Origin of the sequence: Neobacillus drentensis, from assembly GCF_036965245.1 — a bacterium.
In the GTDB taxonomy this organism is placed as follows: Bacteria; Bacillota; Bacilli; order Bacillales; family Cytobacillaceae; genus Neobacillus; species Neobacillus drentensis_G.
This window is the reverse complement of sequence record NZ_JBALPG010000131.1, coordinates 1-7,585: the sequence shown is the minus strand read 5'-3', so window position 1 is coordinate 7,585 and position 7,585 is coordinate 1. Positions and strand designations below refer to the sequence as shown.

Below are 7,585 nucleotides of genomic sequence, written 5' to 3'. Positions count from 1 at the left end.
GTTTCGACAAATTGATAGTTTCCTGGTTTTAACTCATTCACCACCAGCCTGCCATCCGCATTCGTTACTAAGCCCGATTGGAGCGTTTTTCCTGTTGCATCCTGTAAAGCAAACTCCGCATCGGCCAATGTTACGTTTTGATTGTCTTTGGCAAGCTTCGTTAACTCCACGGAGCCTGTGGTCAATTCATTCATCGCTGTTACTTGGGCCGCTGTGACCTTGCCTTTCACAATGGTAAACTTGACCGGTGTTTGATTCAGGCCATACCCAAATGGCGCCTTCGTTTCAACGAATTGATAATCGCCCGGTTTTAAATCTTTCACAATCAGCTTGCCGTTACTGTCGGTCGTCAACCCGGTTTTCAGTGTCGTGCCTTTCGCATCCTGAAGTGTGAATTCGGCTCCAGACAACGTTACTTCCGGATGGTCTTGATCAACCTTCACGAGTTCAACCGCACCCGTTGAAAGCTGATTCTTCATCGTAATTTGGATTTTTTCCGTTTGTTTTTCGCCAATCGTAAATGCTTGTGGCGTTGGATCCAACTGATAGCCAAACGGTGCTTTGATTTCGACGAGCTGGTATTCGCCTGATTCTAGTTGATCCTTGTAGAGGATTCCGTGCTCATCTGTTTCCAGTTCTGCGATTTTCTTATAGTCGTCGTTTCCTTGCTTCATTTCTAACGCAAATTTGGCTCCTTGTAACGTCTCCGTTTGCTGTTCACTATCGACTTTCGTTAATTCAACTGCACGGATAATCTTTTTATTTTTCACACTAACTTTTGTATCCTTGGCATTGACCGTCACCTTTTGACTATCATTGATGCCTACGAGATAGCCCGTAGGTGCAGCATCTTCCTTCAAAATATAATCATTATAGAGTAAGTTGGAGAAAATTACTTTGCCGTCATCGCCAGTTGTTAATGTGCGGATTGCGATTTTCCCCTCACTGTCATAGAGGGTAAATGTCGCTCCTTTTAACACCTCTCCGCTCGCAGCATCGACCTTGGTTACTTCTAGGCCGCCTTTTTCCCCACTGCCTATGCCCGAGCCGCCTGAAATCTTGACGACTATCTTTTCCGTCGATTCCGTTACTTCGGTAGTGATTTGTTCGCCTTCTAATTTTACGGAATTTGTCAAGGTATCGCCGTTACGGGCATTAATGAATGATTGGTAGTCTAATATATAGGCAGAATCGATGGTCTTAAGGAACTGAACCTCGAAGGTTTGACTTCCTTGATCATCCGTCATTATCTTCAGCGTATAATCGACACCTTGTTTTAATTCAGCCGTTCGATCCTTTGTCACCTTTCCATCTGCCGCTACTTTAGTCGGATATAAATGGAACGAGTCTGCTAATAAAATTTGATTGGAGCTAGGCGTATCGATGATTTTTGCCTTAGAAATGTGGGACTGCCCAAAGTTGATATTTACCGACCAATTCACCACTTTATTATCCTGGACAGCTGCTTTCCGTGTGTATTCTTCGCCAAATTGAACAGAGACGCTGGCCGTAAGCTTTGTTACTTCCGTAGTTCCATCCAATAGTGTAGCTGTATTGTTATACGTTTTTTTAATCAGTTTACCTTTTACACTAGTTTTATAGGTAATAAAGTAGGGTGAATCAATTTCATGCAAAAACTTGATTCGCCATCCAGGATTGCCATCTTTATCTTTAATCATTGTCACGGTGTAATCCTTATCAAGCGTTAACTCCGTCCCTATCTTTGTTCCATTGTTCGCGCCCGTCAGTTCCATCTGATAGACTTTGAGTGAATCGGCTACGAGCTCCTGGTCTTGAAGAAGATAATCTTCCACCACAGCGTTGGAAATGTGTTTAAGGTTATAGTTTACGCCCACATTCCAGGTAATTTCCTTTGTCACCGCGTTGTAGGACCCATTTTTATAGCCGTTATTCTGTGTGCTGGTGTCCGGGGTAAAAGTGGCGGTCGCATCTTTCATTTGCTGTTTGCCTGCTTCATCTTCCCACACTAGCGTTGCTTTATTTTCTAAATAATTTTTATTACCATTATCTCTTGCTTCATAATCAAACTTCGTTTGATAACTGATGTAATGCGTTTCGTTAATCGGCTTGAGGAAGGTAAGGTTGAAGCCAGCTTCTCCATTATCGGTTAACTTATAGTCAACCCCTTGCGTTAATGCTACTCTTTTCCCGTCCACATCCTTTTCAATTTTCAGTGTATCTGGAAGTAATGACAGTCCTTTATTTGGAAAAATATCGGTTAACACTACATTTTTCATAAAAAATTCATCAACATTAAACTTTATTCCCATTTGGTCGATTTATTATAGTAGTTGGTTTCAGGGTATTCTGGTTTATTGGTTTTCGTTAGGATCCCTTGGCTAGTGTTTCGCGACGCACTGGCCTTGTCGGTTCCTGACTCTACATTATTCGTAATGGTACCATTGTCGAATACTCGATCCTTCGCTTTGGTTTGATAGACAATTTTGTAAGCTTCATGTATATCCTTGTTGAACTTAAATTCAAAGCCATCTTGGCCCGTTTTCGATATTGGTGTAATCGTATATTGATCGGCTGGGAGCAACTGTTCCGTTTTTTCAGCGCCATTAGCGTCTAAGGTGATTTGATACACTTTAAAGGAACCATCGACAAGCTCTTGCGTATTCGTGAAATAATCGGTTAAGACCGCGTTATTCTTGGCAATGGTTTTTTCATTATAGTTGTATTTTACCGTCCAATCGATCGTTTGTGTTTTCGCATCATAGCCTGTTGATTCTTTCGCGAGCGGTGTACCTCGACCGACTGAGACTGTGGCCTTCGCCTTTAATTCATCGATATTCGTCCCGTGAAGCGAGGCTTCATTCACAAAGCTCGTTTGATCTGCATCTGTAATATTCGTTGTAAAACTAAGGCGATAGGCTGAACGAATCGGATCCGCTTTAAAACGAATTTGAAAGTCTCCCCCATCGGTTGTTTTTTCGACCGTATACTCGTCCGGGTTCACCACATCTCCTTGTTTTACGCTGCCGTCCAACTGAACATCGAGATGATATAGCTTGATCGAACCTGGCTGTAAGGCTTGTCCTTTTTGGATCGGATCCTTTAGAATGGCCTGGTCCACTTTCGCTAGCTGTTTGTTAAAATCAACCGTCCAATCAATGCTTTCTGCATTGTAGGCTTTATTGGGGACACCTTTCTTATCAATGGGTGGCCCTGGTTTCGGCTGGAAAGTAACCGGAATTTCGACAACCTGTTCATCCTTAATTGGAAAAACAATCTCTTTTGTCACGCTGCCGACCAGTTGTTCACTAAATTCTGTCCATAGTTTGATGGTTCCATTGACATTGGAATGGGTCTCAATTTCACCGTTAAACGTCATCGTGACCTTTCCTTCTTTTGTCACGGTGAAAATTCCGACTGTACCTCCATCAAACAACAATGGTTGGGGATCAATATCATTGTATACCGCAAACTCTTTCGGCAGGTTAAAGCTAAAATGATCTCCATCTTTATACCCATGATTGTTTTTCAGTGCCCATGTAATGGAAATTTCTACTGCTGACCCTAAGCTCGGGTGCAGATCGGGATTTTCCCCCGCATGAATGACATTGCCCTTTTCATCCTTTAGAACCACACCTGTGAGAATATTTTCTTTAATCTCACTAGCTGCCTGGGCGGTGGCAGCGGTAGTTTCTGTCTCTTCGGCCATTGCTTTGAATGGATAAATTCCACTAAGCAGGGTCTGGGCGACCAACATAACTAAAATGGCCATAATCCTCATCTTTCTTTTCATCACTAGCTTCTCCTTGCTATTATTTCCTTTATTGCAAAAGGATTACATACTAAAGAACTATTATGAAGGTCACAACTATACAAAAACTCTACAAATCTATGACTATTGTCGCAGATAGAAAGTTTTTATAAAGATAAAAAATCTTCCACATCTGTGAAAGATTTCTTATTCTAAGACTTCATTTTTCCAATATTGAGGAATTCTCCACCTCTATGAAAAATTTCTTATACTAGGACTCCCTTTTTCCAATCTTGATACCACTTCGTTATATACGCGCTTGGCAGGATGTCAAATTCCTCCTCTAACACTTTTGCCAGCTCCTGATAGTGGTGATTCACCAATAGAATATTGTCCTGTTCCGCATAAATTTTCATTAAGGAAAAATAAACTTCTTCTACTGCCGGCTGCCGTTGTTGTATTTCACTATACCAGGTAATCGCTTCATCTATTTGTCCATGATCTAAATACCAGTTTGCCAGCTGTAGAGCTGTTTTTAGCCATAGTTGCTCGAGACGGTGGCGTTCTGTTTCTGCCCACCAGTAATCATGATGTTGCAAATAGATTTCGGTATTCAATTTCATTAAGGCACAATAGTTCGTGATGGTGTGTTCGTTGAGGGCCGGAGCTGATTGTATCCCTTTTTCCCACACCTCGAGATTGAAGGCAATGTTCTCTATCCTTAGTATGTACCCTTCGGTTGTGTTCTCGATTTTGAAGTGGCCGTTAAATCTCTTCAGCGTTTTCCGGATATGATATATGGTCGTATATAGTTGTGAATAGGCTCTCTCTTGTTCATAGTCAGGCCAAAGGAGATCGACAATGAGCGACTTATGAAGCAGTTGTCCACGGTATTGAAAGAGGTAAAGAAACAATTCTTGTGCCTTTGTCGTCCGCCAGTGGATCGTTTCCAATTTAATCGTAACCTGGCTGCCAATATTCATGTGGAGTTGTGGTGTAGGATATAAGCCTTCATTTTCTTGAGTATGTAATTGTTGCTTGATTCGTGCGATTGTTTTTGCCAATCGTTCGTTTTGAATGGGCTTGACCAAATAATCAAGAGCGTTCAGTTCAAACGCATTGACAGCAAATTCATCATATGCCGTAACAAAAACAATATGGACGTGCGGCTTTTCTTCGATAATCTGTTCGGCCAATTCAAGACCATTGATTTCCGGTAAGTGAATATCTAGAAAAACAACATCTACCTCTAGCTGCTGAATCCTTTCTCTCGCCACAACAGGATTTACAAATTTTTCAACAACTTCAAACTCATCTATCTTCACCAGCTTCATTTCGAGATAATCCAAAGCAAGCGGCTCATCATCAACAAGAATTGCTTTCATATTCTTCTCCTTCCATCCAAAATCACTCTAATTCTATTTTACCATTTTTTTAAATTGGTAGTAATATGGTATCATTCGGTTGCTGTTACATAGGTATATAGTCATAGAATCGATCTTTTCTAAAGGCCGCGGTGCAGATCCGTTTCCTATTTTCGGGCTCCAATAAACCCTATATTGGTTACCTTTCTCAATTTTTCTCACTTGGTTCGGGTTCCAATATGGAGGCTAAGCTACAACGATGATGAGGAACCTCGGGTTTCGGACTTTTATAGAGACTCTTCGCTACAGGAGTGACTTGCATTCTTGGAGATCGAGCGCTTATACAGGTTCTAAGCTACCATAATGACTAAAAAATTTTGGAGGCATTTGGTTTTTGGAAGAGACGTCCAAGAATTCCGGAAAAATCAGCGAGATGATTTTCTAACAATCGAAATTCCAAGCTGCCCCCCTCCTCTAATCGCAATTTTTTGGGTATAATAAATGAATATGGATTTTTTTAAAAGATTACCTGGAACGTTTTTGGGCGGATTTTTATAAAATGATTGAAGCTTCTTTGGACGGAGTTTACGGTCTTTATTTTTCTATCAAAAGGGGGTTGCGGCCTTGGAGTCTACACCTGCAAATAAATTATTGCTTGCATTTTCCGATGAGATGCGGGAGCTGCTGAACCCGAATGCAGTCGAAGATGCGAAGCTTATACAAAAGGGCTTGATCCTGTACCGGCAAGGGATGGTGCAGCAATTACATATTGGGGATGAGGTAATTACGGCGGTTGTGCAGGATGTGACGCCTGTGAAGGTCCGGCTTGATCTCGACTTTATGGCGATGAGCGAGTGTTCGTGCCCGACGGAAGGCTTATGCCGCCACCAGCTGGCTGTTTTTTTCAGTGCGTACTCGAAGGTGGGCAGTGTCTCGGATTGGGTGACGGATTGGCGCGAGCCGATTCGCGAGAAGAAGGCAGCTTCGGGCTGGGGGATGCAGACGGCGAAGGATTTAATTAAGGCGAACGGCATGCTGAAGCCGGATTACAGCCGCTGGGTGCATTCCTTTGAGGTAAGCTTTGATACGCTGCTTGCTTCGAAAAAGTACACAAGCCCTTATGTGATTCCAGAGTTGTTTGGGATTTACAAGCGGCGGATTCAAGCGAGTGCCCCGATGGAGCAGGAGTGGCGCTTACTTTATGAATTGGTCGGGATCGTGGTATCGTTTCGAAAGCTGGCGGCTTTGTGTGAGCGGCTTGGTCATGATGAGGATACTGTGAGGCGTGCCTATCTGCATTTGTTCCATAATTTGATGGATGATGCTGAGGATCTGGCTGTGAAGATTGGGGTGCAATCGCTGCCGTTTGCGTTTGATGAGTTTATTGAGAAGTTGAAGGACGATGCGTTGGAACTGCTGACGTGTTCCAGCGGACTTGAGTATGAGCGGATTTATTTGTACCGCCTGTTATGGGTTCATTTTTTCAAAAAGAAGCCTTGGCGTGAGGAGGAACTATTGAAGATTCAGACCAGGCTAAAGGAGCTTCAAGATTGGGAGAATCCTATGCCGCTGATGGTGGCCGGGGTCCATATCAATCTGCTCCATGGGAATGATAAGACGGCGTTAAAGTTGGTCGGTCAGTTTGCGGCAAAGGAAATTGCGCCTTATATGGTATATTGGATTGACTATTTGTCCGGCTTAAAGGCGTGGCGCCGGGTTGGGCCAGTGATTGAATTGTTTTTGCAAAAAGTAAAAGCGTATTTGGAGGATTTGGGCGGCTATCATAGCTGTACGACGTTTGCCCGGAATGCGCTGCGGTCTATGGCTCCCTATTGTGCGGAAATTGACCGGGTTGATTTGTATGAGCGGGCGCTGCTGGCGCTGCTCCCCTATAGCTTCGGTGAGTATGAGTATTTGTTGTTTGAGCGCGGGCAGTACGATCGCTGGGGTGAGCTTCAGGCGTTTGTTGGCTTGGACTTTTATGATTTGCCGAAGGACCGCTTGAAGGTTGTCGAGAAGGAGCGGCCTGAGGTGCTGCTGGCGATGCTTCACCAGACCGCACAGCGCGAGATTGACCAGAAAAACCGCGGGAGCTATCGGCTTGCTGTTCGGCATTTGAAGAAGCTAAGGACGTTGTATAAGAAGCTGAAGCGTGTTGATGACTGGCAGTATTTTTTGGACACCTTGATGGACCGGACAAAACGGCTGCGCGCCTTTCATGAGGAATGCCGGAGGAGTAAGTTGATTGAAGGTTGAGTAGGATGTGGAGTTTTGGGGTGTGTTGAGGTGTGGTAGCCCCCATCGTTTAGTACGGTGGGGCGCTGGGACTTTTGAGGGAAAAATTATTGTTTTTACGACAGTGAAAATGCTTGGGGGCTTTGAATGAAAGTTCTGGGTATTTCTCAGGACCATGTAAGACATTTACTCGATTTTTCAGTGAGTTTTGAACTTACGACCGACTAATAAAGATATTTTTGATTGGTTACTAGTG

Annotated in this window: 4 protein-coding genes; 1 reads left to right on the top strand and 3 read right to left on the bottom strand. The window is 43.4% G+C overall.

Going from position 1 to position 7,585, the window contains the following annotated elements:
- The 3 genes from V7150_RS21880 to V7150_RS21870 all read right to left on the bottom strand — a co-directional run.
- On the bottom strand, positions 1-2,258 hold a 2,258-nt coding region (locus V7150_RS21880), incomplete at its 3' end, for a SpaA isopeptide-forming pilin-related protein (protein ID WP_335522452.1).
- 23 nt (positions 2,259-2,281) lie between these two features.
- Entirely contained in the window at positions 2,282-3,772 is a 1,491-nt protein-coding gene (locus V7150_RS21875) for a collagen binding domain-containing protein (RefSeq protein WP_335522450.1), read from the bottom strand.
- 224 nt (positions 3,773-3,996) lie between these two features.
- Positions 3,997-5,115, bottom strand: coding sequence for a response regulator (locus V7150_RS21870; RefSeq protein WP_335522448.1), 1,119 nt, complete (start codon positions 5,113-5,115; stop codon positions 3,997-3,999).
- 603 nt (positions 5,116-5,718) lie between these two features.
- On the opposite strand from V7150_RS21870, the gene V7150_RS21865 reads away from it, so the two are divergent.
- Complete coding sequence (locus V7150_RS21865) at positions 5,719-7,350, top strand: SWIM zinc finger family protein (RefSeq protein ID WP_335522446.1); 1,632 nt, start codon at positions 5,719-5,721, stop codon at positions 7,348-7,350.
- Positions 7,351-7,585 lie beyond the last annotated feature (235 nt).